The following is a 25,828-nucleotide window of genomic DNA, read 5'->3' as shown; positions in this document are numbered from 1 at the left end:
TTCACAGGACGAAGACGGACGAGCCCGTGGTCCGGCCGGCCTCCAGATCGCGATGGGCCTGTACGGCGTCCGAGAGGCCGTAGCGCTGGTTGATCTCGATGGCGATGCGGCCCGCGGCGACGTGGCCGAACAGCTCCCCGGCCAGGGCGTCACGCTCGGCCGGGTCGGCGATGTAGTCGGCAAGGGCGGGGCGTGTGACGAACAGCGAGCCGTGGACGGCGAGTTGCATGGCGTCGATCGGTGGCACGGGTCCGGACGCGGTGCCGAAGCACACCAGCAGGCCACGGCGGGCCAGCGACGCCAGCGAGCCGGCGAAGGTGTCCTTGCCGATGCTGTCGAGGACGACCGGGACGCCCGCGCCGTCGGTCAGCTCGCGGACCCGGGCGGGCACGTCCTCGTGCCGGTAGCGGATGACGTGCTCGCATCCGTGCGCCAGGGCGATCTCCGCCTTCTCCTCGCTGGAGACCGTCCCGATCACACGGATGCCGAGCAGCGCGGCCCACTGCGACACGATCAGCCCCACACCGCCGGCCGCGGCATGCAGCAGCACGGTGTCCCCGGGCCGCAGCGGGTGGATCCTGCGCAGCAGATAGGCCGCCGTCAGGCCGCGCATGGTCATCGCGGCCGCCGTCTCGCAGCCGATCCCCGGGGGCAGCTTGATCAGGTGCGAGGCGTCCATGACCCGCTCGGTGCTGTAGGCGCCGAGCGGGCTCCCGGTGTACGTCACCCGGTCTCCCGCGGCGACATGGGTGACGCCCTCGCCGACCGCCTCCACCACGCCCGCGGCCTCGACACCGATGCCGTCGGGCAGGCGTACCGGGTAGAGCCCGGTACGGAAGTAGGTGTCGGCGAAATTGAGCCCCACCGCCTCGTGCCGGATGCGCACCTGGCCCGGCCCGGGATCGCCGACGCTCACCTCCTCCCAGGTCAGGACGTCGGGTCCACCGGTTTCATAGAAGCGGACGGCGTTGGCCACGAAGAGCTCCGAAGGGTCGTACGGGTGGGGGACGGCGGGCCGGTCAGGCGGAGACGTCGCGCAGCATGAAGCCGCGCCGGCCGGGACGGCGGTTGGGCACCATGCCGAGCCGGGCGAGGGTCTCGTCGGCGTCCGCGTAGTACTCGCCGAGCTTGTAGATCCGCTTGGCGTCGGCCCCGGTGGCGATCTCGCGGCCGAGCGCCTCGGAGATCTTGACCATCTGCTCGACCTGCTCCACCGACGACATGCGCTCGCCCTTGCCGCGCCACAGGTTGTCCTCGTTGCCGACGCGGACGTGCTGGCCGAGGGCGATGGCGACGGCGTTCATGGGGGCCACGGCGCGCATGGAGCTCTCGATGGTGAGGACGGCGCCGTCCGGGACACGGCGGATGAACTCCACCAGGTCGGCGGGGTGCCGTCCGGCGAAACCGCCGCCGATGGCGACGTAGTTGAGGATCAGCGGCCCGGTGTAGAGGCCGGCGCGGATCAGTCGTTCCACGGTCTCCAGCTGTGCCAGGTGGGCCAGCTGGAAGTGCGGCTGGATGCCGTTTGCGTGCAGCCGCTTGAGGTGTTCGAGATAGAACTCCGGACCGGCCTCGACGACCATGTCCCGGTAGGCCCGGTAGTAGTCCGGCTTCGCGATCGAGGTGCCCTCCAGATCGTCGTCGTTCATGATCTCGACGATGTTCATCTGGCTGGTGTTGATGGCGATGGTGACCTGGTCCGGGGCCGGGTCGAGCTCGGCCAGCAGATGGCGGGTGTCGTAGGCGAGCCACTTCGCGTCGCCGCCCTCGCCCTCCGGAGCGAAGGAAATGGAGCCGCCGATCTGCAGGACCATGTCCGGCACCGCCTCGCGCAGCCGGCCCAGCAGCTCGTTGAACATCGACATCCGCTTGGAGCCCCGGCCGTCGAGCTCGCGCACATGGATGTGCAGCACCGTCGCCCCGGCGTTGTAGCAGTCGACAGCGGCCTGTACGTGCTCGTCCATGGTGACCGGAATGTCGTCCGCGTCCCCGGGCAGCCACTCCGGGCCGTACGGGGCGGCCTGGATCACCAGCTTTTCCTGGTTCTCGGGGAACAGCGAGTCGTCGTGGAAGTGCACGATGCATCTCCTTGTCGATAAGTCGAGTGGGGTGATCGCGTGCCGAGGGCATCGGCGGATGCGACGACCGGGACGCGGGCGGCAGCTGCCGGCGCCGGTCGTGAGAGGGACGGGCGCGACGCACCCGGGTGGGAAGTGCGGTCGGCTCGGAGAAGCACCCCCAAGGGGAGTGACGGAGCGTGCCCTCCGGACCGACCGGCTGTGCGGTGGTGTCACCGTAGGGCGGTCACTACCGGCCCGCTTGCCCTGGAGGGACAGGTGACTTGTCATTTGGGGACACGAGGCCCGCACGCGTCACCCGCGGCCGGCCGGGGCCCGAGGGCCGGTGGGCGTCGGCTGCCCCGTCAGCCCCGGGATGCGGCTCGCGCCTTGCGCCACTCCCGCGGGCCGGTCCCGAACTGCTCACGGAACCACCGCGAGAACGCGCTCAGCGAGGAGAAGCCCAGCAGGGTCGAGACCTCGGTCAGCGACCGGTTGGGATTTGCCACGAACCGTTCGGCGAGCGCCATACGCGTGGAGTTCAGCAGCGACGAGAACGTCTGGCCCGATCGGGCAAGATGCCGGTGCACGGTGCGCCGGTCCACGCCGAGGCTGCGCGCGATCTGTTCGATGGAGCACCGACCGGTCGGCAGGAGCGCCTCGATCAGCTCGCGCACCCGATCCGCCTCGCCGCCCTCCGAGGGAGCCGCGATGGGCTCGAAGAGCTGCCGGGTGTAGCTGCGCAGTTGCGCATCCGCCATGGCATTGGGGGCATCGAGGTCCTCGGTGTACAGGACGATGCCGTTGGAGCACCGGTCGAACTGCGTCAGCGGCCCGAACAGACGGCGGTGTGTCCCGGTGTCCTTCGGCGCCGGGTGCGCGAAGCACACCGACGCCGGCCGCCACTGGCTGCCCAGGAATCCGCACAGGATGCGGTGGAAGGCGCCCACGGCGAGTTCCGCCGCCTGCCGGACCGGTGCCGTCTCACCCAGCCGGATGTCCACCTTGAGCGTGGCGACCCCGTTCGCCTCGGACAGCCGGGTGCTGAGGGCCTCGTTGTAGGTGTGCTGGTGGCGGATGAGCAGGTCCAGGGCGCTGCGGACGTCCGGCTCCTCCCGTACGAGCAGACTGATGGGGCCCAGATTGGAGAAGCGGCGCCGCTCCGCCAGCAGGAGGCCGAAGTCGTCGCGGCCGCAGGCCTCGGCCGTGAGTTCGAGCAGCCGGGCCACGGCCGCGCCGGAGATCCACCGGTCCTGCACGGCCAGGTCGGCCGTGTCCAGACCGACGCTCCGCATGAGCGCGCGGGGATCGAGACCGAAGGACCGGCTCAGCTCCACATAGCCGTTCAGCGCGGCGGTGCGGGACAGGGGCCTCATACGTACGCTCCAGGGACGGGTCCCCAGAAGTTAAGTTTTCCGTCCCCTCGGGTCAAGCATCGCGTGCAACCGATCCATACCATCCCTGCAACGCGAGCCCGGTCGGCACACGGGCCGCACGTCCATCGCCCACACGCCCGACGGCCGTACCGGCGCGTCAGACAGGGAGGCGACACATGGCCCTGGCACACTCGCGGATCGGCCCGGTCCAGCCCTTCACCGGCCCCGCTCTGTGGTACGGCCCCGACCTCGCGGGCCGCGAGGACTGGGTCGTACGGCTCACCGCGCACCACCGCGACGAGCTGCGCACCGCCCTGCGCACCGCGCGTGCCCGGGGCGCCACCCTGCTCAGGATGACCAGGGACGACTTCCCCCTGCCCGACCTCAGTGCCGAGCTGGAGCACGCGGCCGCGCAGCTGCGGGCAGGCCGCGGCTTCGCCCTGATCCGCGGCCTGCCGGTGGACGGGCTCGGCGACACGGACGCCAGCACCGTGCTGCGCGGCGTCGGCCAGTACCTGGGGCGGCCGGTGCCGCAGACCGCCGACGGACGCACGCTGTGCCACATCCGGGCGGCGGAGCCCAGGGAGGACTCCCTCCGCCCGCCCCCCTACCGGACCTGGCCAGGGTTGCCGCTCCACACGGACGAGTCGGACCTGCTCGGCCTGCTGTGCCTGCGGCCGGCCCGCTCCGGCGGACGCACCGTCCTGGCCAGTGCGGCAGCCGTGCACAACACGCTGCTCGCCGCCCGGCCCGACTGCACCCGGCGCCTGTACGACACCTACTTCTTCGCCCAGTTCGAGGAGAAGGACGTCCCGGGCGAACGGTCCTATCTGGGCGCCCCGCTCATCACCCGGCACGGCACCCGGCCCAGCATGCGGTACGACCGGGACCGCCTGGAGGCGGGAGAGGCCCTCCTCCAGGACGGGCGCAGGACGGGCCCGCCCGACGCGGACCGGGAGCTGTTCGACCTCGTGGACGCCACGGCCGCCTCCCCGGCCGTCCGGCTGGACCTGGACCTGCGGGCGGGTGACCTGCTGCTGGTGGACAACCACGTCGTCCTCCACGGCCGCACCCCCTTCGAGGACCACCCCGAGCCCGGGCGCGAACGCCACCTGCTGCGCCTGTGGCTGGCCCGGCAGGAGGCACCCCCGGCGCCCGACGGACCCGCCGAACGCCACGGCGCCCCGCACACACGCGCCGGCATCCCGCCGCGCGACGTCATTCGCCCCCGGCCGCTGCGTCCGGCGCACACTTCGCTGAGGAGGTCGGGAAGGCCGCGGCCGCAACCGGGGCGACCTGCCTGATCACGGGACGGTGCGGCCGGCCGATCCTTCCGTCGGCTGCGGATGCGGTGCCGCGCGCTCACGACCTCGCGGGCTGGTCGGCGATCAGCAGCGTGATGTCCGCGGGGCGGAAGCCCAGGCGCGCGTAGATACGGGCGACGGCGTCCTCCGCGTACGCGAGGAAGACGGTGTGCACCCCGTGGTCGCGGGCGTGGGTGGCCAGAGCCGTCGTGACGGCTGCGGCCAAGCCCCGGCGGCGCGCGGTGGGGAGGGTCCCGACGCCGCCGATCTCGGTGGTGCCGCCTGCCGGGTGGTAGTGGCCGGCGGCGAGCGGGGTGCCGTCCGGCGCGAAGGCGGCGACGAGGCGCTTGTGGCCGGCGCGGATGCCGGGGCGGATGGTCTCGACGGTGCCGTCCGCGATCAACTTCCCGGCCTCCGCTCGCAGTTCCGTCGGCCCTGCCGCGCCCGCCGCCGTGTTCTTGGCGAAGGCCAGGCGGGGCAGGGCGAGGACTGCGGGCAGGGCCGGATCGTCCGCCGTCAGCGCACGGATGGTGACGCCGGACGGCAGGGGCTGTGCGGGCAGCCGGTGGTGTGGGTCGAGGGCCATCAACGGGCGTTCCGCAACGGGGAGTCCGGCGGCCTCGATGCGGGCGCGGAGCGTGGGGGCCGCCTCGGCCAGCCACTCGAAGGCCTCCGGTACGCCGAGTTCGCGCTGCCGGGCGCGCACCCGGGCGATGTCGGCCGCGGTGACGCTCCCGGATCCCTCCGCGGTGGGTTGAGCGTGGTTCGGACCGCCGTAATAGGGGGCTCCCGGGTCCTTTCGTACGAACAGGCGTAGCGGGCCGAACTCTTCGGCGTCGGCGAACAGCAGAGGCACGGTGGCGTAGTACCGCTCGACACGGGCACACAGCGAGTCGCTCATCTCATGCATCCCGCCTCACGTCTGCCGCAGCGGCGCATACGTCTCCGCCGCCACCCCGAACGTCCAGGCGACGCCCTCCCGGGCCGTCCGGGTCGTCGGCGGGACGCGCAGCCAGTAGGTGCGCCGGGTTCCGTCCGGCTCCGGCGTGGAGTTGATGACCTCCACCATCACGACCGCCTCGTCGCCGTCCAGGTCGATCCGCCAGAGCGTGCCCGTCTCGTCCTGGTGCACGGGGCGTGCTCCGGAGTCCTCCAGGTAGCGGTCGTAGCCGTAGTACTCCAGCATCACCCGGCGCAGCTCGGCGTTCTCCTCGGCGCGGATCCGCTCCGGCGTCAGGGTACGGAGCTCCGCGAGGAAGGCGGCCGGAACGGGCATGCCGCGCCAGGCGTACAGGGCGAAACCGTCGGGATAGGCGAGTGCCGGGCCGTCCCCACGGTCCAGGCGGCCCGCTTCGTCGCGGTGCAGGGCGGTGGGGCGTTCGCACACGACCGCCACCTTGGCGAACGGCCACCACCAGCCGGCGCTCCGGCACACTTCGCCCAGCCCGTCGAGCGGAGCCCGGTCGGTGGGGAAGGCGGCGAGCCAGGGCGCGTCGTGCTGGCCCAGTACGGCGTCCAGCAGGAGCAGCCGGATCTCCGCCTCCTGGCGGGAGCGGGCCGCCCGTGTCGCCCGGTCCGGCGTTCCGGCTCCCTCGGACGCGCCGGGACCCGCAGCCCCGCCGACGCCACCCTGGGCTGTGCCGGTGAGGTCTTCCAGCACGCCTTGGCGGATGCGCTCCACAAGAGCCTGTGTGTTCTCCCACAGCAGACCGCCGGTGACCGACCAATGCGCCGACCAGCCCACCGGCCCCAACTCCGCGTGGAGTCGGCCGCGTTCGGCCGCCCAGGGAGCCGTGCGCACCGCCTCACGGACGCTCGGGCCGGTGTCCTCCAGGCCGCGTATCAGGGTGATCGCCTCGCGGGGCGAGCCGGCCCACACCACGCGCTCCGGCTCCGGGAGCCCGGCCCGTCGATAGGCCAGGCGGACACCCCGCTCGGCGCGCTCCCGGTCGGCGGGAGTCGTCTCCGCGGCACACGCGCGCCAGAGCGCGGTCTCCTCGAACACCCCGGCCCGCGTGCCGAGTTCCGTCGCACTGTCCACGTTGCTCATCGTCTGCTCCGTCACCTTCCGCCGTACCTCGCCCGTACCTCGCTCAGTCCGCCACGATCCGCACGGACCCCGGCACGTACTCCCGCTGCCGGATCACCCGGTACCACCCCTTGGGCAGGGCGATCGCCGCGTGCTCCTCGTGGACCACCCGGCCGCCCTGCGGCAGGTGCAGCAGCATCGGCCCGAACGGCCCCGTCTCCCGCACCAGTTCACCCGGACCGACGACCGCGTGCGCATGACCGGTGACCTCGCCGAGCGCCAGCACGAGCCGGCCCCGCCCGTCGCGCGGCTCCCTCGGTGCCGCGGCGACATGCGACGGCACCGCCTCCTTCGCCACGGGCACGATCAGCACGTCTCCCTGCCGGTACACGGCATGCCTCCCCTCCGGCCGGGGCACCGCGCACCGGCCTCATGCCACAGACAGTAGAAGCCGCCACTGACAACGGGCCGTACCCGCCACTGACAACGGGCCGCAGCAAGGCCCCCCGCACCCCGTTGTCAGTTCCTCTTGGTAGAACTGCGGCATCACGGAACGGACGACCACTTCTCCACAGGAGCAGCCGCATGACCATCGGTGACCACCTCGACGCGCTGTACCGGCTGCCTGCCCACACCTTCCCCGGCCCGGACGCCCGCACGGACGACCTGCCCGAGGCGGAGTCCGTCGCCTGGCGGATCACCAGCGACGTGTACGACGCGGACGAGGACTGGACGGAGGCCTTCGCCCGCTTCTGCGCCGCCGTCGACACCACCCGCGTGCGGGCCCTGATAGTCGGTGCCTGGCAAGAGGCCTACGACACCGACCCGGCCGAGGTGATCGAGGCGCTGCTGGCCGCGCGGGACCGATTCCCCGCCCTGCGGGCGCTGTTCCTGGGCGACATGGTCATGGAGGAGTGCGAGATCTCCTGGATCAACCAGACGGATGTCACCCCGCTCCTGGCCGGCTTCCCGGACCTGGAGGAGTTCGGTGTCCGCGGCGGATCGGGGCTGCGCTTCCCCGCCCTGCGCCACACCGGGCTGCGCCGGCTCACCATGGAGAGCGGCGGCCTGCCCGCCGAGGTCGTCCGGGGCGTGGGCGCCAGCGACCTGCCCGCGCTGGAGCAGCTCGACCTGTGGCTGGGCACCCCCGACTACGGCGGTGACAGCGAGGCCACCGATCTGGAGCCGATCCTGGCCGGCGCCCGGCTGCCGCGCCTGCGCCATCTGGCGCTGCGCAACAGCGAGATGCAGGACGCCGTCGCCGCCGCGGTCGCCGCCGCACCGGTCGTCGCCCGGCTGGAGGTGCTGGACCTGTCCATGGGCGTCCTGTCGGACGAGGGCGGCGCCGCCCTGCTCGCCGGTCAGCCGCTCACCCACCTCAAGCGGCTCGACCTCCACCACCACTACCTCAGCGAGCCGCTGCTGGAGCGGATACGTCAGACCCTGGTGCCCGCAGGCGTCGATGTGGACCTCGACCGCGACGACGCCGACGAGGACCAGGACGACGACGGCACGGTGTGGCGGTACGTGGCCGTGGGCGAGTGAGCCCGAGCCCCATGAGCCACTACCCCTCGTACCTCAAGCAGTTCCACGGTCTGCCCGTACACCTCTTCGACGCGGACGGTGACGGCCGTGGCCGGCCCCGTCCCGAACCCGCCTCGGTCGCATGGAAGCTGAGCACCGACCGTGAGCATGCCTTCGAACCGCTGTGGCAGCGGTTCCTCGACCAGGTCCGCGCCGAGGAGGTCACCGCGCTCGTCATCGGCGCCTGGTGGCAGTCGTGGGACGAACACGGCATCGACCCCGTCCTCGACCTGCTCACGGCCGAGGCACATCGGTTCCCGCGGCTGCGCGCCCTGTTCCTCGCGGACGTCGAGTCCGAGGAGACCGAGATCTCCTGGATCCGCCAGGGTCACCTGTCCCGCGTCCTGCGCGCCTGGCCCGAACTGGAGGAGATCGGGGTACGCGGAGGGGAGGGGCTGGTCATCGAGCCCGTGCGCCACGACCGGCTGCGCACCCTGCGCATCGAGTCCGGGGGGATGCCCGCGCAGCCCGTTCGGGCCCTGGCCGCCTGCACGTTCCCGGCCCTGCGCCACCTGGAGTTGTGGCTGGGCACGCCCGATTTCGGCGGCGACTGCGAGGCCGAGGACGTCACCGCGCTCCTCACCGCGCTGGGCCACTGCACCGAACTGCGGCACCTGGGGGTGAAGAACAGCGACATCCAGGACGCCGTGGCCGCCGCGGTGGCCCAGGCACCTGTCGTCGCGGGCCTCACGTCTCTCGACCTCAGCATGGGCACCCTCGGGGACGAGGGCGCGGGCGCGCTCCTGTCGGGTCAGCCCCTGACCCATCTGCGCGCTCTCGACCTGCGGTACAACTTCCTGAGCGACGAACTGGCCCAGCGCCTGCGCGAAACGCTGGAGCCGCACGGAGTCGACCTCGTACTCACTCCGGCGCCCCGCAGCTCGTACAACCCCGAGGCACGGTATGTCGCCGTCGGCGAATGACCCGGGACCGCGCTTCGTGGTCGTGGGCAACCCCGAGAACCGCCGTGTCACCCTCTTCGGGGACGCGGTGCGCGCGGCCGGACTCGCCGCTCCGCGCGTCGTCGCCTGGACCGACGTGCTGCGCGCGGGCGGAGCCGGGGCCGGGGCCGAGTTCGGGGCCGAGTTCGGGACCGAGTTCGGGACCGAGTTCGGGGCAGAGGAGATCGTCCGGATCGACTCGCCCGGTGAGAACGCCGAGGTCGACAGGCTGCTGCGCGGTGCCGAGGACCCCACCCGGGTCGAGGGTTCGGCACGCTGGTACGCCGGGTTCATGACCGCGCTGCGCGGACTGCGCGGCGGCATCCGGCTCGACGACCCGGCCGACCTCCCCGTCCTCTTCGACAAGCGGCGCTGCCACGCCGTGCTCGACGCGGCCGGCGTGTCGGTGCCCGACTCGCCCACCTCGGGGCCGGAAGCCGCACCGGTGCGCGGCTGGGACGACGTACGGGCGCTGATGCGGGAACACCGCATGCCCCGGCTGTTCGTCAAACCCGCGCATGGTTCGTCCGCTTCGGGCGTGCTCGCCGTGGAGTCGGGCGGCGGCGGCCGGATCAGGGCGACCACATCCGTGGAACGCGCGCCGGACGGCCGCCTCTACAACTCCCTCAAGGTGCGCCGCTACGAACGCGAGGCGGACATCGCGGCCGTCGTCGACGCGCTCGCCCCGGACGGGCTGCATCTGGAGCGCTGGCTGCCGAAGGCCTCCCAGGAGGGGCGCGCGGCCGACCTGCGGGTCGTCGTCGTGGCCGGCCGTGCCACCCACGCGGTCGTCCGCACCAGCCGCTCACCCCTGACCAATCTCCACCTCGGCGGCCGCCGGGGCGATCTCGACGCGGCCCGGCAGGCCGTCGAGGCGGCGGGCGCGCGCTGGACCGATCTGCTCGACGTGTGCGAGCGGGCCGCGGCCTGCTTCCCGCGCACACTCTGCGTCGGCGTCGATCTGCTGCCCGCCGTGGGCTGGCGCCGAGCCGCGGTGGGCGAGGTGAACGCGTTCGGCGACCTGCTGCCGGGCCTCACCGGCCTGCCCGGCAGCGGCGCCGAGGGCCTCGACACCTACGCCACCCAGGTGGCCGCCGCGCTGCGCCGCTTCGCCCCGGACCGGCCGGCCTCCTCTTCGCACCACCAGTACAGAGAAGGAAACCCGCATGCCCTCGCCCGCCCCGACGCCTGAGCCGCTCCCGCCCCGGAGCACCCCCACCGCGCCTCAAGCGCCTGGTGAGCCGCATGAGTCGTATGAGTCGTATGTTCCGCATACGCCAGACATGAACGAGATCGTCGGCAGCCACGACATCCTCCTCGTCACCCTCGACACCCTCCGCCACGACGTCGCGGCCGAACTGGCCGCGGCGGGCCGCCTACCGAACCTGGCCCGTCACCTCCCCGGCGGCCGCTGGGAGAAGCGCCACGCCCCGGGCAGCTTCACCTACGCCTCCCACCAGGCGATCTTCGCGGGCTTCCTGCCCACCCCGGCCGCCCCCGGCCCGCATCCGCGCCTGTTCGCGGCGGGCTTCGCGGGCAGCGAGACCACCGCCGCGGGGACCTTCGTCTACGACACCCCGGATCTCGTCTCCGGCCTCGCCGAGGTGGGCTATCGCACCGTGTGCATCGGAGGCGTGGGCTTCTTCAACAAGCTCGGCCCGCTGGGCTCGGTGCTGCCCGGCCTATTCCACGAGTCCCACTGGGCCCCGGAGTTCGGCGTGACCGACCCCCGCTCCTTCGAGAACCAGGTGGCGTGCGCCGAACACGTCGTACGCGAACTGCCCACGGAACAACGGCTGTTCCTCTTCGTCAACGTGTCCGCCCTGCACCAGCCGAACTGGTTCCACCTGCCCGGCGCGACCCGCGAGGCCGGGGACACCCGCGCCACGCACGCCGCCGCCCTGGAGTACGTGGACCGGCACATCGGACGGCTCTTCGCCGCCGCGAGCAGCAGACGCCGCTGCTTCGCCGTCGTCTGTTCCGACCACGGCACCGCCTACGGCGACGACGGATACACCGGACACCGCCTCGGCCACGAGTCCGTCTGGACCGTGCCCTACGCGCACTTCGTCCTGGACCCCGCGTCCCGCCCGACGGAGGCCGCCCGATGACCACCGCCGAGCAGACGACGGCGACCAGCCCCTACCAGAGCTACGTGTACGCCTACCCCCACAAGACCGCCTACCGCCGGCTCCACGACCGCCCCCTGCTGAACACCCTCTGGGCGGCCGAACCCAAGGACACCCTCTCCCTCTACCTCCACATCCCCTTCTGCGAAGTCCGCTGCGGTTTCTGCAACCTCTTCACCCGCATCGGCGCCCCCGACGGCCTGACCGGCGCCTACCTGGACGCCCTGGAGCGCCAGGCGGGGGCCGTACGCGAAGCGCTCGGGGACACGGACGAGGTCCGCTTCGCCACGGCGGCCTTCGGCGGCGGCACCCCGACCTTCCTCACCGCCACCGAGCTCGAACGGCTGTGTGACATCGCCGAACACCGCATGGGCGCCGACCTCAACGCCGTCCCGCTGTCGGTCGAGGCCTCCCCGGCCACCGCCACCGCCGACCGGCTCACGGTCCTCGCCGACCGCGGCACCACCCGGCTGAGCCTGGGCGTGCAGAGCTTCGTCGACTCCGAGGCCCGCGCCGCCGTACGCCCGCAGCGCCGCGCCGACGTGGAGTCGGCCCTCGCCCGCATCCGTGACGCCGGCATTCCCGTCCTCAACATCGACCTCATCTACGGCATCGACGGCCAGACGGAACGGACCTGGCTGCACTCCCTGGACGCGGCCCTCGCCTGGCGCCCCGAGGAGCTCTACCTCTACCCCCTCTACGTCCGCCCCCTGACCGGCCTGGGCCGACGCGGCAGCGGCCCCGACCCCGCCTGGGACGAACAGCGGCTGCGCCTGTACCGCGTCGGCCGCGACCACCTCCTCGCGCACGGCTACACCCAGCAGTCCATGCGCATGTTCCGCCGCACCGACGCCCCGCCCCAGGGCGCCGACGACTACGCCTGCCAGACCGACGGGATGATCGGCCTCGGCTGCGGCGCCCGCTCCTACACGGCGGGTCTGCACTACTCCTTCGACTACGCCGTGGGCATGCACGAGATACGCGCGATCATCGACGACTACGTGTCCCGCCCGGCCGGCGACTTCGCCCACGCCGAGTACGGCCGCCCCATCGACACCGACGAGGCCCGCCGCCGGCACCTCCTGCAGTCCCTGCTCCAGGCGGAGGGCCTGCGCCTCGACGACTACCGTGCCCGCTTCGGCACCACCCCCGCCGACCACTTCGGCCCCGAACTCGCCCGCTTCGCCGACCGGGGCTGGCTGACCGACGACCCCGGCACCCTCAGGCTCACCCCCGAGGGAGTCGCTCATTCCGATGCGATCGGCCCCGACCTGTTCTCCCCGGCGGTCCGGGCCGCCATGGCCGCCTACGAGAGGAAGTGAGCGGCCCGCCATGGACCTCACCCTCCTCTACCGGGGCCCCCTCGCCTCCTGCGACTACGACTGCCCCTACTGCCCGTTCGCCAAGCGGCGCGACACCGGCGCCCAACTGCGCGCGGACCGCGCCTGTCTGGAGCGCTTCGCCGCCTGGGCCCGGCAGCAGACCGGCGACCGCCTGTCCATCCTGTTCACCCCCTGGGGAGAGGGCCTGGTCCGCTCCTGGTACCGGCGCACCCTCGCCGACCTGTCCCACCTGCCGCACATCCGGCGCGTGGCGATCCAGACCAACCTCAGCTGCCGTACCGACTGGCTCGCCGAGGCCGACCGCGACACGCTGGCCCTGTGGTGCACCTACCACCCCGGACAGACCCCGTACGACCGCTTCCTCACCAAATGCCGCGAACTGACCGAGCGCGGCATCCGCTTCAGCGTCGGCATCGTCGGTCTGCCCGACCACCTCGACGCGGCCCGGCGCCTGCGCGCCGACCTGCCCGAGCACGTCTACCTGTGGGTCAACGCCGCCGAGGGACACCGGTACACCGACGTGGAGGCCGACCGGTGGACGGCCCTGGACCCGCTCTTCCCGTACAGCAGGCACCCGCACACGAGCGCGGGACTGCCCTGCCGCACCGGCGACTCCGTGATCTCCGTCGACGGCGAAGGCACCGTCCGCCGCTGCCACTTCGTGCCCACCCCGCTCGGCAACCTCTACGACGGCTCCTACCGCACCGCCCTGCGCCCCCGCCCCTGCCCACTCGCCGCCTGCGACTGCCACATCGGCTATGTGCACCTGGAGACACTGCCCCTGTACGACGTCTTCGCGGGCGGCGTCCTGGAGCGCATCCCGGCCACGCTCCCCGTGACCCCGATCCCCCACCTGCCACACCTGACGGGGAGTTGACCCCACGCCCCGCACCGGACCGCCCGTCGGGAGAGGAAGATCACGCCTGGTGGGTGCGGTCTTGGCCGTGTCCCCGACACGCGGTACCGTCGGTGCGATATCGACGACGGCGAGACGGAAGCCGGTGGGAGTCCGGCACGGTCGCGCCACTGTATTCGAAGGGCCCCTGGGGCGTTTCGTGAGTCAGACCCGTGGCCGTCGTCCCATGCACCACCGAGATGGGACGCGAACTCCCAGAGGAGGCCCTGCCATGGCGCAGACCGTCGCCCAGCCGACAGCCACCACCCCCGTCGTTCCCGCCACGCTGCCGCTGAAGGCGATAGCACCCTGGGCGGTCTTCTTCGGCATCCTGATGCTGGTCCTGCTGTACTTCGTCGGCGCCGAGCAGGGCGCCACCTCCGTGATCAACGGCACGGACGTCCACGAGTGGGTGCACGACGCCCGCCATCTGCTCGGTTTCCCCTGCCACTGACGCGAGGGGCGCCGCACAACCATGAACTCCACAACCGTAAGAAACCTCCTCGTACGGGGCATGCTCGCCGGCCTGGCCGCCGGCGTGCTCGCCCTCGTCGTCGCCTACTTCCTCGGTGAGCCGAGTGTCGACAACGCGATCGGCTTCGAGGAGGCGCACTCGCACGAGCACGAGATGGAGGTCGTCTCCCGCTCCCTGCAGTCCACCGCCGGACTCGCCACCGGCGTCCTGGTCTACGGGGTCGCCTTCGGCGGCATCGCGGCGCTCGCGTTCTGCTTCGCACTCGGCCGCGTCGGCCGGTTCAGCCCCCGGGCGACCGCGCTGCTGCTGTCCGGCTGCGCACTGCTCGCCGTGTACGTCGTGCCGTTCCTCAAGTACCCCGCCAATCCGCCCTCCGTGGGCGACCCCGACACCATCAGCAAGCGCACCACCCTGTACTTCCTGATGATGGCGCTCAGCGTCCTCCTCGCGATCGCCGCCACCATCCTGGGCAAGCGGCTCGCGCCCTCGCTGGGCACCTGGTACGCGAGCGTCGCCGCGGTGGCGGCCTTCGCCGTCGCCATCGGGCTCGCGTTCGCGTTCCTGCCCGTCATCAACGAGGTACCGAAGGACTTCCCGGCGACCCTGCTGTGGCGGTTCCGGCTCTCCGCGCTGGCCATCCAGACGGTGCTGTGGGTCGGATTCGGTCTCGTCTTCGGCGAGTTGGCCGAGCGGATGCTCAATCCCAAGCCCGCGACAGCCTCGTCCCCGCGGACGGTTCCAGCCGCGCACTGATCCCTTCGGGACTCAAGAGGGCCCTTCGGAACCATCCGGGGGCCCTCTCGCGACGTCCTGCGGCACGGTGCCGGCAGAAGCGGATCCCGCCTGCCCGCGGCGGCTCAGCGATCCGGCTGGGGGCGGACGGTCAGGATCTGCTGGGCGTGGCCGACGGGGCCGTCGACGTCGTGCAGGACGGTGCTGGTCAGGCCCTGGCCGGTGGGGCCGAAGGTGACGGTGGTGTCCAAGCCCGTCCAGTTGCCCCGGGGCCGGCGGTGCAGGTGGACGGTCAGGTCGACGTTGGGGAACATCCACTCGCTGGGCGGCTGTCGTACGGCGATGCCATTGGCCGTGTCGACGAGAGCGAGGTAGGACGCGAGCGGACTGCTCGGCTCTTCGGCGACGAGGGCGAGCGGGGTGGAGACCCAGGCCGTGGTGCGGCCCGGCCGGGGTGGGCCGACCGGGCGGACGTCCAGGGAGGCGATGTAGCCGCCCGGCCACACGTCGGCCATCGGCCACGCGGCGAGGCTCTCCGGCGGGGCGAGCCGCTCGCCCGGGCCTCCTGCCACTGCGGTGGTGTCAAGCGCCGCGAGCAGCCAGGCGCGGGCGCGGACCACCGGGCGGTCGGCGATCCGTACGACCGCTTCGAGGAGTTCGATGGTGCGGCCGGGGCGCACGGTCTCCACCCGGACCTCGCACTCGTCGAGGGCGAGCCGCCCGAGGATGTCGTAGCTGATGCGCGACAGCAGCAGCCCGGAGCCGGGGCGCGCGGCCAGATGGCGGTCGATCGCGTGCACGACGAGGCCGCCGAGCGGGCTGAAGTGCTGTTCGTCCGAGGCCCAGGCGCCGCCGACGTGCGGGGTGGGCTTGTAGCGGTGGTCGTCCATCCGCTCGTAGTAGCTGCCGGGCTTCAACGGTTGCTTCTCCTCGGGACGATCACAGGGCGTTGAGCATAACGACGTAGACGGCGGTGCCCATGCCCACGCTGAATCCTTGGTCATCGTGCCGTGCAGGGCCGTCACGGCGAGGACCATGAGGATGCCGACCGGCATCCACACCGACAGCCCGCAGTCCTGGCAAGATGGCGGCATGGAACGTGTGCTTGGAATCGGTGGTTACTTCATGCGGGCCGCCGACCCGGCGGCGCTGAGCGCGTGGTACCGCGATTGCCTGGGCCTGGACGCCGACGAGAACGGCCTGTGGAGTCAGGGAGCCGGGCCGACGGTGTTCGCGCCGTTCGAGTCCGAGACCGACTACTTCGGGTCCCGAGCCCAGCAGACCATGCTCAACTTCCGGGTCCGCGACCTGGACGCGATGCTCGCGCAACTGCGTGCCAAGGGAGCGGACGTGGCCGCGGAGACGCAGGACATGGACGGCATCGGCCGATTCGGCTGGGTCACCGACCCCGAGGGCAACCGCATCGAACTGTGGCAGCCTGCCTGACCTCTTCTTCAACAGACGGTGAGGTACTGGTGGCCCACTGGGTTGTTGAGGCGTGACTTCCGATCAGGCTCGTGGTGCGTGTTCTGACGCCGTCGGCAGGTCGACCCTTCACGGCTATTGACTCCACGTGCAACAGTGGCGATCCTCGTCGGCATATCTTGCGCGGGTCATGTCAAGTCGGGTGGGTCTGCTGCTGGCCACGTCCCGGCTCGTCGGCCGCGCTTCCCCCGACCGAGGGACGTGGTGTGTGACCGTGACCGGACGCCCGTACCGCAGACGCAAAGACGTCACCGTGGTCTCGCTGCTCCTCCTCGTACTGGCCGCAGTCCTTGGCCCCACCCCGAGTTCGGCGGCCGGCAACGACTGGTGGGATCCGACGGCACGACCCACGCCGGACTCTCAGATCAATGTCACCGGTGAGCCGTTCACCGGCACCGACGCCAAGGGCGACGTACGCGGGTTCGTCGACGCCCACGACCACCTGTTCGCCAACGAGGCCTTCGGCGGGCGGCTCATCTGCGGCAAGACGTTCTCCGAGGCCGGGATCGCCGACGCGCTCAAGGACTGTCCCGAGCACTACCCAGACGGCTCCCTCGCGATCTTCGACTTCATCACCAAGGGCGGTGACGGCAGACACGACCCGGTCGGCTGGCCCACGTTCAAGGACTGGCCGGCCCACGACTCCCTGACCCACCAGCAGAACTACTACGCCTGGGTGGAACGGGCCTGGCGCGGCGGCCAGCGGGTCCTCGTCAACGACCTCGTCACCAACGGTGTCATCTGCTCGGTCTACTTCTTCAAGGACCGCAGCTGCGACGAGATGACGTCGATCCGACTGCAGGCGAGGATGACGTACGACCTCCAGGCGTACATCGACAAGATGTACGGCGGTCCGGGCAAGGGCTGGTTCAGGATCGTCACCGACAGCGCGCAGGCCCGCGACGTCATCGAGCAGGGCAAGCTGGCGGTCATCCTGGGAGTGGAGACCTCCGAACCCTTCGGCTGCAAGCAGATCCTGGACATCGCGCAGTGCAGCAAGGCGGACATCGACGCCGGCCTGGACGAGCTCTACTCGCTGGGCGTGCGCAGCATGTTCCTGTGCCACAAGTTCGACAACGCGCTGTGCGGCGTCCGCTTCGACTCCGGCAGCCTCGGAACGGCCATCAACGTCGGGCAGTTCCTGTCCACCGGCACCTTCTGGAAGACCGAGAAGTGCACCGGCCCCCAGCACGACAACCCCATCGGCTCGGCCGCGGCGCCCGGGGCCGAGGCCAAACTCCCGGCGGGCGTGAGCGTCCCCTCGTACGCCTCGGACGCGCAGTGCAACGTCCGCGGGCTCACCGACCTCGGTGAGTACGCCGTACGCGGCATGATGAAACGCAAGATGATGCTGGAGATCGACCACATGAGCGTCAAGGCCGTCGGCCGCGCGCTCGACATCTTCGAGTCGGAGGCGTACCCCGGCGTCATCTCCTCGCACAGCTGGATGGACCTGAACTGGACCGAACGGGTCTACGGCCTCGGCGGATTCATCGCCCAGTACATGCACGGCTCGGAGGGCTTCGTGGCCGAGGCGAACCGTACGAAGGCGCTGCGGGACAAGTACGACGTCGGCTACGGCTACGGCACCGACATGAACGGCGTCGGCGGCTGGCCGGGACCCCGCGGCGCGGATGCGCCCAACAAGGTCGTGTACCCCTTCCGCAGTGTCGACGGCGGCTCCGTCATCGACCGGCAGACGACCGGCCGGCGCACCTGGGACCTGAACACCGACGGAGCCGCGCACTACGGGCTCGTCCCGGACTGGATCGAGGACATCCGGCTCGTCGGCGGCCAGGACGTGGTGAAGGACCTCTTCCGCGGTGCCCAGTCCTACCTCGACACCTGGGGAGCCACCGAGCGTCACCAGGCCGGGGTCAACCTGGCCAAGGGGGCCGAGGCCACGGCCAGTTCGACGGAGTGGAACCCGTTCACGAGCTATGCGCCGAGCCGGGCCGTGGACGGATCCCGGGACACCCGCTGGGCCAGCGACTGGAGCAACGACCAGTGGCTGCGTATCGACCTGGGCTCCACCAACCGGGTCGGCCGCGTCACGCTCGACTGGGAGCGCGCGTACGGGAAGTCGTACCGGATCGAGCTCTCCACCGACGGCGCGCACTGGCAGACCGTCTGGTCCACCACCTCCGGCGACGGCGGCCTGGACACCGCGCTGTTCACCGGCACACCCGCCCGCTACGTCCGCGTCCAGGGCGTGGAACGCGGGACCGGCTGGGGCTACTCGCTCCACGAGGTCGGCGTCTACAGCTCCTGACCGCCGCGTGCCCGGTCTGCCTGCCCACTGCGGACAGGCAGACCGGGCACGCCCGCGACGGACCGTGTCCGATCTGCGTGGAAAACGCTTGGACTGTGCGGGCCCCGTTGCGGGACACTTCGATTCCTGGCCCGCCCCGTACTGATACTTCGGCGTTTCCACGAATTTGCGTGGGGGCGCCCTCGTCGTGCCCACAAGTCGGAGGACGCCCGACCGAGGGCACTTCCCGAACCACCGCTCCGCACGGCTGCCGAGGCAAGGCAGCTCATGGAAGCAGCACGTGGCAGGCCGCCCTACGACACCTACAGGGTTGGAATGGGATCGCCCGAATCACGTGAGGCTCCGCCGCGCAAGGGCTCGGTGCTGCTCGCACTTCGTTACTACGGAAGGGAGTTGGCCCGGCTCCGGCGATGGACGGTGCCCGCCATGCTGCTGCCCGCGCTGGGCAACATCGGTATCAACTACCTGGCGCCACTGGTCGTCGCCAAGCTCGTCGGACGCATCGCCGACGACAGCGACATCGCGATGGGCTCGACACTGACCTACGTCCTCGTCTTCGCCGGAGTGCTGCTGCTCTCGGAGACGCTGTGGCGTATCGGCCTGCACTGCCTCAACCGCTGTGACGCGCTGGGCATCGAGCACATGTACGTCATCGGCATGGACGAGCTGTTCGCCAAGGACGCCGCGTTCTTCCATGACAACTTCGCCGGCTCGCTGACCAAGCGGGTCCTGAGTTTCGCCTCCCGCTTCGAGGAGTTCGTCGACACGCTGACGTTCCAGATCGTGGGCAGCCTGGTGCCACTGCTGTTCGGCTCGGTGGTGCTGTGGCGTTACGAGCCGATGCTGGTCGTCGGCCTCCTGGTGATGATCGCGCTGACGGCGGCGTGCGTCGTGCCCCTGATCCGGCGCCGCCAGGCGCTCGTCGACCAGCGCGAGGCGGCGATCGCCCGGGTGTCGGGCCATGTCGCCGACAGCCTGATGAACATGGACACGGTCCGGGCCTTCGCCGCGGAAGAACGCGAGGCCGCCGAACACCGCTCCCGTGTCGCCGAGTCGAGGCGGCTCACACTGCGGTCATGGGACTACGGCAACCTGCGCATCGACACGCTGGTCGCACCGATGTCCGTGCTGACCAATGCGCTGGGTCTGCTGCTCGCGATCGCGTTCGGCGGAGGCAGCCACGGTGTGGAGGCGGTCGTCGTCGCCTTCACGTACTACACCAACGCGACACGCATCATGTTCGAGTTCAACCAGATCTACCGCCGACTGGAGAGCTCGATGACGGAGGCCGCGCAGTTCACCGAACTGCTGATGGTGCCGCCGACCGTGCTCGACTCGGCGACGCCGGAGCCGCTGCTGCGCGAGGCCGCCGACGTCCGCTTCGAGAAGGTGACCTTCGCCCATGGCGGCGCGCGGCCCCTCTTCGAGGGTCTCGACCTGGACGTGCCGAGCGGGGCGAAGATCGGACTCGTCGGCCGGTCGGGTGGGGGCAAGACCACGCTCACCCGGCTGTTGCTGCGGATGACCGACATCGACGGCGGCCGCATCCTGATCGGCGGACAGGACATCGGCAGACTGCGCCAGGCCGACCTGCGCAGCCTGATCGCGTATGTGCCGCAGGATCCGGCGATGTTCCACCGGACCCTGCGGGACAACATCGCGTTCGCCCGGCCGGACGCCACCGACGCCGAGATCCGGCGCGCGGCGGAGGCGGCGCACGTCACGGAGTTCGCCGATGCCCTGCCCGACGGCTTCGAGACCATGGTGGGGGAGCGCGGCGTCAAACTGTCCGGCGGGCAGCGCCAACGGGTCGCCCTTGCCAGGGCGATCCTGCGGGACGCGCCGATCCTGCTGCTCGACGAGGCGACCAGCGCCCTGGACTCCGAGAGCGAGATCCTGATCCAGGAGGCGCTGTGGAGGCTCATGGACGGGCGGACGGCGCTCGTGGTGGCACACCGCCTGAGCACGGTCGCCACCATGGACCGGCTGATCGTCCTGGACCGCGGACGGATCGTCGAGCAGGGCACACACCAGGAACTGCTCGCGACGGACGGCACCTACGCGAAGCTGTGGCAGCACCAGTCGGGGGGCTTCCTCGACGACAGTCCGGCACGGGCCGACCTGCACTGAACACACGTCACAGACGCTCCTGTCACATCGTGCCGAGCAGATCCGTCAAGGAGGTGTACCCACCGGCAACGGCATAGGAGATCACGATGGACGCTCGCCTGAATGTGTTCGGCAACCCGGTCGCGGCCAAGTTCCTGCGACACATCAATGCGGCCGGAAAGGTGGTCGACGACTCGGCACTGCCGGCCGCGACCCAGGAGTTGGTGAAGATCCGCGCCAGCCAGATCAACGGCTGCGGCTTCTGCACCGACATGCACACCAAGGACGCCGCCAACGCCGGGGAGACCTCGACGCGCCTGAACCTGATCGCCGCCTGGCGCGAGGCGAAAGTGTTCACCGAGGCAGAGCGTGCCGCCCTGGAGCTGACGGAGCAGGGCACCCGCATCGCGGACGCGGCCGGTGGCGTCACGGCCGAGGCCTGGGCCAACGCCGCCAAGCACTACGACGAGGACCAGCTCGCCGCCCTGGTGTCCCTCATCGCCGTCATCAACACCTACAACCGTGTGAACGTCATCGTCCGGCAGCCCGCCGGGGACTACCAGCCCGGCCAGTTCGGATAACTCGGACAAGGCCAGTCCGGATAGCTCGGACAACTCGGACAACGAGGCGTACCCGCCCCGGGCCCCTCCCACCGGCCCGGGGCGCCCTTTGACCTACGGGGCGGGGGTGCCCAGTTCGCGCAGGATGTCGAAGGCGCGCAGCAGTGGTGCCGGGCCCGAGTCCTCGATGCCCGACGCGCGGCGTGCACGGCGGGTCCGCAGTACCGCCCGCACCGCCGACAGGGCCCCGCACGCGATCACGGCTGCCCTGAGGTCGGCGTCGGGCGTGTCCGGCGGCAGGCGGCGCAGCACCAGCGCGGTCAGGCGTTCCTCGAAGTCCGAGAAGGCCTGTACGAGCCGTGTCGTGACGACGCCCTCGATGTCCTCCAGCGGGTGGCTGAGGGCCGTCAGCGTGGACGCGGCGAACGGCTTCGCGGCCGCCAGCAGGGCGTTGCACACCGCGTCCAGTGGATCCTCGTCGGCGGGCCGCTCGGCCAGCGCGTTCTCGACGTAGGCGAACAGTTCGACGCCGTCCGGCAGCAGCAGCGCTTCCTTGCTGTCGAAGTAGCGGAAGAACGTCCGCACGGAGACGTTCGCGTACGCGGCGATGTCCGCGACGGTGGTGCCTTCGAAGCCGCGCTCCCTGAACAGGCGCGCACCGCCTTCGAGCAGCAGGCGCCGCGTCTCCTCCTTCTTGCGTTCGCGCAGTCCCGCGGGGGCGTTCTCACTCGGCATGTCAGGAAGCCTCCGACATGGTGTCCCGGCTGTCAATTGACACTCGTGTCATGAACGGTCGGGAGGAGTGGAGTGCGCACGGGGTCGTCGACCCAGAAGTGTCCGTGATGCCAATTGTCATGCATGCCACTTTGTCTCTAGAGTTCGTGTCACTCGTGACACTTTCATTGGGAGACCACCGTGGCCCGACCCCAGCAACCGTCCCTGGAAGCGGCTGAACCGGACGCCGACCGGCACCGGCACAGCACCGCGGTTCCCGCTGCCCGATCCGGGCTCGGTCGTCTCGGGGCACTCTGTGCCCGGCGCCCGGTGACGGTGATCGCCCTCTGGCTGCTCGTCCTGGCCGCCGCCCTCGCCGGACGCCACATTGCCTCGCCCACCTTCAGCGACCAGGTCAGCCTGCCCGGCACCGCCTCCCACACCGGCGCCGACCTGCTCGCCACCTCGATGCCCGGAGCCGGCCGGCCCAACGGCAAAGTGGTCTTCCACACCGACTCCGGCGCCGTGGCCGGGCAGCAGTCCGCACTGGACCGGACGCTGGCAGACCTGCGCGACCTCCCGCACGTCACCTCGGTCTCCGCAGCGGTGACCAGCAGCGACGGACGCACCGCCTACACCACGGTCTCCTTCGACCGGCAGCTCAAGGACCTCGGCCACGCGTACACAGCCCAACTGGACACCGCCACCGAGCCGGCCCGTGCGGCGGGGCTCGGTGTCGCGTACGGCGGAGACCTCGAACAGGTCGTCCGAACCCCCGCCAACGACAAGCTGAGCGAGATCGTCGGCGTGGTCACCGCTCTCGCGATCCTGCTGCTCGCCTTCGGCAGCGTCCTCGCCGCGCTGTTGCCACTGGTGACCGCGCTGATCAGCGTCGGTGTGGGCCTGGGCGTCGTCGGCATCGTCGCCGCCACCATGTCCTTCGCGACGTCCGCCACCACACTGGCCACCATGATCGGACTGGGTGTGGGCATCGACTACGCCCTGTTCCTGACCACCCGCTTCCGACAGGACCTCATCGACGGCCACGGCCCGGTCGAGGCCGCCGCCCGCACCGCACGCACCAGCGGACGAGCTGTCCTCGTGGCGGCCGTGACCGTCGCCGTCGCGATGCTCAGCCTCTACGCGTGCGGGCTGAGCTTCATCGGCAAACTCGGCCTGGCGGCCACCATCGCCGTACTCGTCACCGCTGCCGCCGCCCTCACCCTGGTGCCGGCGGCATTGGGCCTGGTCGGCGGGCACATCGACCGGGTGCGCCTGCGCCGCCGCCCGGTCGCCGAGAGCGCGGGCGAGCGCGACGGCTGGCACCGCTACGCGGAACTGGTCGCCCGGCGACCCTGGACGTTCCTGGCCGTCGGCCTCGCCGTGCTCACCGTTTGCGCGGCACCGCTGATGTCGATGCGCCTCGGACACGTCGACGCCGGCGCGGACCGGCCGGGCAGCAGCACCCGTACCGCGTACGACTGGATCGCGCACGCGCCCGGTCGGGGCTTCGGGCCGGGTGCGAACGGCCAGGTCGTCACCGTCGTCGACCTCCGCCACGCCGGTACGTCGGCCGACCGCGTCGCCGACGACGTCACGCGGGCCCTGAAGGACACGTCGGGAGTGGCGTCGTTCACCTCCGTCCAGCCGAGCAGCGACGGCAGGATCCTCGTCACCACCCTCACCCCGACCACGGGTCCCCAGGACGCCGCCACCGGCGCCCTGCTCGGCACCCTGTCCGGACAGACACTGCCGAAAGCCCTCGACGGTACCGGCGCCCGGGCCTATCTGACCGGCACCGTGGCGGGCCAGGCCGACTTCCGCGGCACCGTCGGCAAGCGGCTGCCGATCGTCATCGGCATCGTCCTGGTCCTCGCCTTCCTGCTGCTCATGGCGGTCTTCCGCAGCGTGGTGATCCCGCTCAAGGCCGTCGTCCTGAACCTGTTCACGACCGCAGCGTCCTACGGCGTCCTGGTCGCCGTCTTCCAGTGGGGCTGGGGCGACCGTCTGCTGGGCCTGTCCGAGCCGGTGCCCATCGAGTCGTACGTGCCGATGATGATGTTCGCCATCGTCTTCGGGCTCTCCATGGACTACGAGATCTTCCTGCTCTCCCGGATCGCCGAGACCTGGCAGCGCACGCAGGACAACCGGCTCGCGGTCGGCGAAGGGCTGTCCGCTACGGCGCGTGTGATCTCCAGCGCGGCCTTCATCATGACGGCGGTGTTCCTGTCCTTCACCGCCTCGCCGACCGTGGTTGTGAAGATGCTCGCCCTGGGGCTGGCGATCAGCGTCATCCTCGATGCGACCCTGGTCCGCCTGATCCTGGTGCCGTCCGCCATGTTCCTGATGGGGCGGGCCAATTGGTGGATGCCCCGCCGCCTCGACCGCGTCCTCCCGCACCTGCAAGCCTGACCCGTCCCGACCTGTTCCGTCCCGCCCCCGACCGATCCGGAGTACGTGACCTTGAACCGTCGTAGGAAGACCATCACCGCTGTCGCGGGCGCCCTGGCCGTGGCCGTAGCCGTCTGCGCCACGGATCTGGTCGTCGAGCACCGGGCCGAACAACAGGTCGCCGAGGTGGCGTCGTGCCGTCTGAAGGCCCGGGGGCCGGTGCACGCCGACCTCACCACCCCGCTCGCCGGGCTTCGCACCCTCGGCGGTGACGTCGGTGACGTCGACGTCCACGCCGAAGGGGTCCGGCGCCGGGACGTCGTGATGGACGTCGCCGTCTCCCTGAAGGACGTCACGACGGACGGCGCCAGCGACGGCGGCACCGCCAACGCCACCATCGGATACGACCAACTCGGCCGGAACATGGGCGCGTTGGGTGACGGGTTGACACCGGGCGGCCGGGACGGCGACCTCACGCTCAGTGGCAGCGTCGGCAGCCTGGGCCTGCCCGTCACCGTCGTGGCGAAGCTGTCGACACGGATGAACGCGGTCACCATCACCCCCACGACCGTGACGGTCCTCGGGCGCAGCGTCCCGGTCGACGATCTGACTGCCCTGCCGGCCGCCGCCCACCTCAAGGACGAGCTGAAGCCACGCACCGTCGCCGTCACCGGACTGCCCCGGGGTGTCGCCCTGACATCGGCGCACGCCGGGGACGACGGCCTGGTCCTGGACTTCTCGATAGCGCGCCAGGCCGCTCCGCACACGGGCAACCGCTCCGGGAGCGGCTGCGCGGCGGCGTGACCCACGGCTGGGCGAGGTCGGCCGGGAGATCGATTGAATGAGTCAGGATTAATGATGTTATCCAAACACTTGACCGACTCCAGAAAAGAGATACGTTCTAAGTACTGCTTATGTCCGTTTCTCAAAGGCGCCCCCCATGTACCGCGCAGTTTCCCCCGACCCCCTGGCGGCGGCGGGGGTGGAATCGTTCGTGGCCGGCCCCTGGGCGCTGCCCTGGTCGCCGACGGCTTGCGCCCGGGCGCGGTCGGCCGTACGTGAGGTGCTCCCTCGATGGGGCCTCGCCGGACTCGTCCCCACCACCGAGCTGCTGGTCAGCGAGCTGGTGTGCAATGCGCTGCGGCATGCGGTCGGCCCGCTGAGCCTCACGCTCGAGCGCGTGTCAGCGGTGCGCTGCGTGGTCACCGACGGTTCTTCGACGCTTCCCCGCCCGACCGAAGCTGACGCCGAGGACGAGAGCGGCCGCGGACTCGCGCTCGTGGATACCCTGGCCGCACGCTGGGGCTGCGAGCCGGGGCCGGTGGGCAAGAGCGTGTGGTTCGAGCTCGCCGCGGACGCGGACCCACCTCGGGTGGGCGGAAGCGACGCCCTGGACTGCCCACAGACGGCTGGGGCCGGAAGGGCGAGCTGA

Annotated in this window: 24 protein-coding genes and 1 riboswitch; of the genes, 16 read left to right on the top strand and 8 right to left on the bottom strand. The window is 71.2% G+C overall.

Going from position 1 to position 25,828, the window contains the following annotated elements:
* Nucleotide 1: 1 nt before the first annotated feature.
* From AB0I54_RS22465 to AB0I54_RS22455, 3 genes are all read right to left on the bottom strand, one after another.
* The gene (locus AB0I54_RS22465) at nucleotides 2-976 is read right to left on the bottom strand and encodes a quinone oxidoreductase (protein ID WP_363297853.1); all 975 of its coding nucleotides are present in this window, start codon (nucleotides 974-976) and stop codon (nucleotides 2-4) included.
* A gap of 43 nt (nucleotides 977-1,019) precedes the next feature.
* Complete coding sequence (locus AB0I54_RS22460) at nucleotides 1,020-2,078, bottom strand: 3-keto-5-aminohexanoate cleavage protein (RefSeq protein ID WP_363297852.1); 1,059 nt, start codon at nucleotides 2,076-2,078, stop codon at nucleotides 1,020-1,022.
* Nucleotides 2,079-2,422: 344 nt separating this feature from the next.
* Nucleotides 2,423-3,433 carry an AraC family transcriptional regulator ligand-binding domain-containing protein gene (locus AB0I54_RS22455; protein WP_363297851.1) on the bottom strand — a complete coding sequence of 337 codons (1,011 nt, stop codon included), beginning with the start codon at nucleotides 3,431-3,433 and terminating at the stop codon, nucleotides 2,423-2,425.
* A gap of 176 nt (nucleotides 3,434-3,609) precedes the next feature.
* Here AB0I54_RS22455 and AB0I54_RS22450 point away from each other — a divergent pair, with 176 nt between their 5' ends.
* The gene (locus AB0I54_RS22450; RefSeq protein ID WP_363297850.1) at nucleotides 3,610-4,737 is read left to right on the top strand and encodes a TauD/TfdA family dioxygenase; all 1,128 of its coding nucleotides are present in this window, start codon (nucleotides 3,610-3,612) and stop codon (nucleotides 4,735-4,737) included.
* Nucleotides 4,738-4,795: 58 nt separating this feature from the next.
* Here the strand turns inward: AB0I54_RS22450 and AB0I54_RS22445 are convergent, their stop codons facing one another.
* Genes AB0I54_RS22445 through AB0I54_RS22435 form a run of 3 tightly spaced genes read right to left on the bottom strand, consistent with a single transcriptional unit; the run spans nucleotide 4,796 to nucleotide 7,157 of the window.
* A complete protein-coding gene (locus AB0I54_RS22445; protein WP_363297849.1) occupies nucleotides 4,796-5,647 on the bottom strand; it encodes a GNAT family N-acetyltransferase in 852 nt (283 codons plus the stop codon).
* A 6-nt stretch (nucleotides 5,648-5,653) separates the two neighbouring features.
* Entirely contained in the window at nucleotides 5,654-6,787 is a 1,134-nt protein-coding gene (locus tag AB0I54_RS22440) for a DUF6745 domain-containing protein (protein WP_363297848.1), read from the bottom strand.
* 43 nt (nucleotides 6,788-6,830) lie between these two features.
* Entirely contained in the window at nucleotides 6,831-7,157 is a 327-nt protein-coding gene (locus tag AB0I54_RS22435; RefSeq protein ID WP_363297847.1) for a hypothetical protein, read from the bottom strand.
* 194 nt (nucleotides 7,158-7,351) lie between these two features.
* Here AB0I54_RS22435 and AB0I54_RS22430 point away from each other — a divergent pair, with 194 nt between their 5' ends.
* From AB0I54_RS22430 to AB0I54_RS22395, 8 genes are all read left to right on the top strand, one after another.
* Nucleotides 7,352-8,311 carry an STM4015 family protein gene (locus AB0I54_RS22430; RefSeq protein ID WP_363297846.1) on the top strand — a complete coding sequence of 320 codons (960 nt, stop codon included), beginning with the start codon at nucleotides 7,352-7,354 and terminating at the stop codon, nucleotides 8,309-8,311.
* A gap of 11 nt (nucleotides 8,312-8,322) precedes the next feature.
* Complete coding sequence (locus tag AB0I54_RS22425) at nucleotides 8,323-9,273, top strand: STM4015 family protein (RefSeq protein ID WP_363297845.1); 951 nt, start codon at nucleotides 8,323-8,325, stop codon at nucleotides 9,271-9,273.
* A complete protein-coding gene (locus tag AB0I54_RS22420; protein WP_363297844.1) occupies nucleotides 9,254-10,483 on the top strand; it encodes an STM4014 family protein in 1,230 nt (409 codons plus the stop codon). Before AB0I54_RS22425 ends, AB0I54_RS22420 begins: the two co-directional genes overlap by 20 nt.
* 91 nt (nucleotides 10,484-10,574) lie before the next feature.
* A complete protein-coding gene (locus AB0I54_RS22415; RefSeq protein WP_363297842.1) occupies nucleotides 10,575-11,402 on the top strand; it encodes an STM4013/SEN3800 family hydrolase in 828 nt (275 codons plus the stop codon).
* On the top strand, nucleotides 11,399-12,742 hold the full coding sequence (locus tag AB0I54_RS22410) for an STM4012 family radical SAM protein (RefSeq protein ID WP_363297841.1): 1,344 nt from the start codon (nucleotides 11,399-11,401) through the stop codon (nucleotides 12,740-12,742). The genes AB0I54_RS22415 and AB0I54_RS22410 overlap by 4 nt, the downstream gene beginning before the upstream one ends.
* Before the next feature lie 10 nt (nucleotides 12,743-12,752).
* Nucleotides 12,753-13,640 (top strand): STM4011 family radical SAM protein, encoded by an 888-nt coding sequence (locus AB0I54_RS22405; RefSeq protein ID WP_363297840.1) that lies wholly within the window; start codon nucleotides 12,753-12,755, stop codon nucleotides 13,638-13,640.
* Nucleotides 13,641-13,713: 73 nt separating this feature from the next.
* Nucleotides 13,714-13,855, top strand: a riboswitch (cobalamin riboswitch).
* A 35-nt stretch (nucleotides 13,856-13,890) separates the two neighbouring features.
* A complete protein-coding gene (locus AB0I54_RS22400) occupies nucleotides 13,891-14,112 on the top strand; it encodes a CbtB-domain containing protein (RefSeq protein WP_363297839.1) in 222 nt (73 codons plus the stop codon).
* 21 nt (nucleotides 14,113-14,133) lie between these two features.
* A complete protein-coding gene (locus AB0I54_RS22395; RefSeq protein WP_363297838.1) occupies nucleotides 14,134-14,886 on the top strand; it encodes a CbtA family protein in 753 nt (250 codons plus the stop codon).
* 104 nt (nucleotides 14,887-14,990) lie between these two features.
* On the opposite strand, the gene AB0I54_RS22390 is transcribed toward AB0I54_RS22395, so the two are convergent.
* Nucleotides 14,991-15,755, bottom strand: coding sequence for a thioesterase family protein (locus tag AB0I54_RS22390; RefSeq protein WP_363297974.1), 765 nt, complete (start codon nucleotides 15,753-15,755; stop codon nucleotides 14,991-14,993).
* 202 nt (nucleotides 15,756-15,957) lie between these two features.
* On the opposite strand from AB0I54_RS22390, the gene AB0I54_RS22385 reads away from it, so the two are divergent.
* The 4 genes from AB0I54_RS22385 to AB0I54_RS22370 all read left to right on the top strand — a co-directional run bounded on the left by AB0I54_RS22385 (nucleotide 15,958) and on the right by AB0I54_RS22370 (nucleotide 21,312).
* Nucleotides 15,958-16,311, top strand: coding sequence for a VOC family protein (locus AB0I54_RS22385; protein ID WP_363297837.1), 354 nt, complete (start codon nucleotides 15,958-15,960; stop codon nucleotides 16,309-16,311).
* Nucleotides 16,312-16,558: 247 nt separating this feature from the next.
* Nucleotides 16,559-18,622, top strand: coding sequence for a discoidin domain-containing protein (locus AB0I54_RS22380; protein ID WP_363297973.1), 2,064 nt, complete (start codon nucleotides 16,559-16,561; stop codon nucleotides 18,620-18,622).
* A 315-nt stretch (nucleotides 18,623-18,937) separates the two neighbouring features.
* The gene (locus AB0I54_RS22375; RefSeq protein ID WP_363297836.1) at nucleotides 18,938-20,752 is read left to right on the top strand and encodes an ABC transporter ATP-binding protein; all 1,815 of its coding nucleotides are present in this window, start codon (nucleotides 18,938-18,940) and stop codon (nucleotides 20,750-20,752) included.
* A gap of 86 nt (nucleotides 20,753-20,838) precedes the next feature.
* The gene (locus tag AB0I54_RS22370) at nucleotides 20,839-21,312 is read left to right on the top strand and encodes a carboxymuconolactone decarboxylase family protein (RefSeq protein WP_363297835.1); all 474 of its coding nucleotides are present in this window, start codon (nucleotides 20,839-20,841) and stop codon (nucleotides 21,310-21,312) included.
* Nucleotides 21,313-21,405: 93 nt separating this feature from the next.
* Here AB0I54_RS22370 and AB0I54_RS22365 read toward each other — a convergent pair whose 3' ends face one another.
* Nucleotides 21,406-22,026, bottom strand: coding sequence for a TetR family transcriptional regulator (locus AB0I54_RS22365; protein ID WP_363297834.1), 621 nt, complete (start codon nucleotides 22,024-22,026; stop codon nucleotides 21,406-21,408).
* A 180-nt stretch (nucleotides 22,027-22,206) separates the two neighbouring features.
* On the opposite strand from AB0I54_RS22365, the gene AB0I54_RS22360 reads away from it, so the two are divergent.
* From AB0I54_RS22360 to AB0I54_RS22350, 3 genes are all read left to right on the top strand, one after another.
* Complete coding sequence (locus AB0I54_RS22360; protein WP_363297833.1) at nucleotides 22,207-24,417, top strand: MMPL family transporter; 2,211 nt, start codon at nucleotides 22,207-22,209, stop codon at nucleotides 24,415-24,417.
* A 51-nt stretch (nucleotides 24,418-24,468) separates the two neighbouring features.
* Nucleotides 24,469-25,200: a hypothetical protein gene (locus AB0I54_RS22355; RefSeq protein WP_363297832.1), complete on the top strand. Its 732-nt coding sequence runs from the start codon at nucleotides 24,469-24,471 to the stop codon at nucleotides 25,198-25,200.
* Between the two features lie 136 nt (nucleotides 25,201-25,336).
* Nucleotides 25,337-25,828: an ATP-binding protein gene (locus tag AB0I54_RS22350; RefSeq protein WP_363297831.1), complete on the top strand. Its 492-nt coding sequence runs from the start codon at nucleotides 25,337-25,339 to the stop codon at nucleotides 25,826-25,828.

It is taken from the genome of Streptomyces sp. NPDC050625 (assembly GCF_040654755.1).
Classification (GTDB): Bacteria; Actinomycetota; Actinomycetes; order Streptomycetales; family Streptomycetaceae; genus Streptomyces.
This window is presented reverse-complemented; position numbering and strand designations above follow the sequence as displayed.